Raw genomic sequence first — 2,287 nt, 5'->3', positions numbered from 1 at the left:
GCTGCGCTGCCCTCGAATTTTCTCGCTTCGACGAGCGTGAGTCCGATGGCGGCAAGGGCGAGCAGGAGGAAAACGATCACGAGCGCCGTGATCTTCGTTCTGAGCTTGCGGGTCCCGGGAACCGACCGGGCGTTGAGCGTGGCGTCTTGCATGTGCGGTCATCTTAGGACCGGCTGGAAGGATTTGCCAGCGGGGTTGCCGCGACCGGTCAGCGTCGATAACATGGGTCCGATCTGGACGGCCCACGCGCCCAGGTCGCCCGGCTCCACGTTCCAATGCTCCCAGACCGCCCCCACGAATGGATCGCCCTGCTGCAGCGTCTCGCCGATCGCGCGGACGCGGTGGCGCTGCGTCACTTCCGGGTGCCGTCGCTTGCCGTATTTCACAAGACGGACCGCAGCCCGGTCACGGAAGCCGATCGCGAGATCGAACGCGAAATTCGTGCACTCGCCCACGAGACCGCACCGACGCTGGGTCTGCTCGGCGAGGAGTACGGAGAGCTGCCCGGTGCTTCCGGCGTGCGGCTCATCGTCGACCCGATCGACGCAACGCTCAACTTTGTCCGCGGCGACCCGGTCTTCGCGACGCTGCTGGCGGTCGAGGTGTACGGTCAGGTTGTCGCCGGGCTCGTCAGCGCACCGGCGCTGCTTGGCCGATGGTGGGCGGCACGCGGCGCCGGCGCGTGGCGCGATGGTTGCCCGATTCGAGTGTCGGCGCGCCGGGAACTCGCAGGCTGCCGTCTCTTCTGCGGCACCCCGGCTGACGAGGTTGCGCGCGCCCGCTATCCCCTGGAGCCGCTGCTTGCCGCCACGCACCCGGTGCAGGGCGTGGGAGATTTCCTGCAGCATCTGTGGGTCGCCGAGGGACGCGGCGAGATCGCGATCGACCTCGATGTCGCACCGTGGGACATCGCCGCCCTGCAGATCATCGTGGAAGAAGCTGGCGGGACCGCCACGACGCTGGATGGCCGTCACACGCTCAGCGGCGGCACGCTCCTCACGACCAATGGGTGGGTGCACGCGGCTGCGCTCACCTGTCTGGAACGCGCGCAGGCAGTACACGGCGCACGGGTACCCGTAGCCACCCACGTAATTGCATCCCCGCTGCGCGACCTTTGACGCGGCAGGGGCGGACTTACCTCATTCAACTTTCAGTTTCTTCGCGCTCGATCCGAGCTTCTTCGGCAGGCTCAATTCCAGAACACCGTCGCTGTACTTGGCCGTTGCGCCGGCAGATTCCACTTCCTGGCCCAGCTTGAAGCTGCGCATCACCTTTCCGAAGTAACGCTCGCTGTGGACGACGTGCTCGTCCTCTTTCTCTTCGGTTTCCTTCTTCACTTCTGCACTGATCGTGACCTGGTTGCCTTCGAGCGACACGTGGATATCTTCTTTCTTGACGCCGGGGATGTCCGCATGAACGGTGTAAGCCGCGCCGTCCTCCTTCACGTCTATCTTGATTCGGCCCGGCATCTCGGGCATCTGGCCGAAGCCGACCGGTCGGAACAGGCCTTTCGACAGGTCATCGAAAAGGCTCGTCACTTCGCCAAACGGGTCGAAACGAGTAAGGTTTGCCATCTCGATCTCCTCCTAACTATCTATTACCCTTTTTAAGTTTAGTCGACGTGAAACCGCGTTGCCTTGACCTACTTCAATCATTGGGCACGATCCTCCGACAAACCCAGCGCTGCCGCCAACGCATGCCCATCCACCGCCTGCGAGGTGTCGATCACGATCGCCTCCGGCAGTTCGCTGCCATCGAGCTCGGTCTCCCCTTCGAGCTGCCGCATCAGCACCGGCAGGTCCGCTTCGGAAGCGTCCCGTCCGACGCGGCTGCGCGAAGCGACCCGTTCTCGCAGCACGCCTGCAGCGGCACGACATGCGAGGATCCGGAACGGTACCCCTGCCGAACGCGCACGGCTTCGGCAGGCGTCGCGCTCGCCACGATCGAGAAACGTCGCATCGAGCACGACCGGGTAGCCCGCACGCAGGACATCGATCGCCAGCGCTCGCAGCCTCTCGTACGTAAGCCGCCTCGCTTCCACCGTGTAAAGCCCGTCGTCGACGGCGGATGCACTGCGCGACGCCGGGTTCATGGCTGCGAGTCGCTTGCGTTCCACGTCGGAGCGGATGCGGATCAGGTCGACCGCCTCCAGCAGTGCACTCGTGACCGTCGTCTTGCCGGAGCCGGCAACGCCCTGCGTGATCAGGAGCGCGAGCCGACCACCTTGCGCCAATCGCTCGGCGCACGCGAGATAGCCGCGAACTTCGGCGTCCACGTCCGCCTTCGG

Annotated in this window: 4 protein-coding genes; 1 reads left to right on the top strand and 3 read right to left on the bottom strand. The window is 65.1% G+C overall.

The features are described 5' to 3' along the window. A partial coding sequence (locus tag JNK68_10395; GenBank protein ID MBL8540767.1) for a hypothetical protein occupies positions 1-152 on the bottom strand: 152 nt, incomplete at its 3' end. A 123-nt stretch (positions 153-275) separates the two neighbouring features. Here JNK68_10395 and JNK68_10390 point away from each other — a divergent pair. Beyond that, on the top strand, positions 276-1,118 hold the full coding sequence (locus JNK68_10390; protein MBL8540766.1) for a histidinol-phosphatase: 843 nt from the start codon (positions 276-278) through the stop codon (positions 1,116-1,118). 21 nt (positions 1,119-1,139) lie between these two features. Here JNK68_10390 and JNK68_10385 read toward each other — a convergent pair whose 3' ends face one another. Together JNK68_10385 and JNK68_10380 are read right to left on the bottom strand one after the other, a co-directional pair. After that, positions 1,140-1,574 carry an Hsp20/alpha crystallin family protein gene (locus tag JNK68_10385; protein MBL8540765.1) on the bottom strand — a complete coding sequence of 145 codons (435 nt, stop codon included), beginning with the start codon at positions 1,572-1,574 and terminating at the stop codon, positions 1,140-1,142. 77 nt (positions 1,575-1,651) lie between these two features. Beyond that, a complete protein-coding gene (locus JNK68_10380; GenBank protein ID MBL8540764.1) occupies positions 1,652-2,275 on the bottom strand; it encodes an ATP-binding protein in 624 nt (207 codons plus the stop codon). Positions 2,276-2,287 lie beyond the last annotated feature (12 nt).

This window comes from Betaproteobacteria bacterium, assembly GCA_016791345.1.
Lineage (GTDB): Bacteria > Pseudomonadota > Gammaproteobacteria > Burkholderiales > JAEUMW01 > JAEUMW01.
The sequence above is the reverse complement of the archived record's forward strand: the minus strand, read 5'-3'. Positions and strand labels throughout refer to the sequence as shown.

Coding starts and splice junctions, on each gene's coding strand:
- JNK68_10390 (MBL8540766.1), top strand. CDS start 276: ATGCTCCCAGACCGCCCCCACGAATGGATCGCCCTGCTGCAGCGTCTC.
- JNK68_10385 (MBL8540765.1), bottom strand. CDS start 1,574: ATGGCAAACCTTACTCGTTTCGACCCGTTTGGCGAAGTGACGAGCCTT.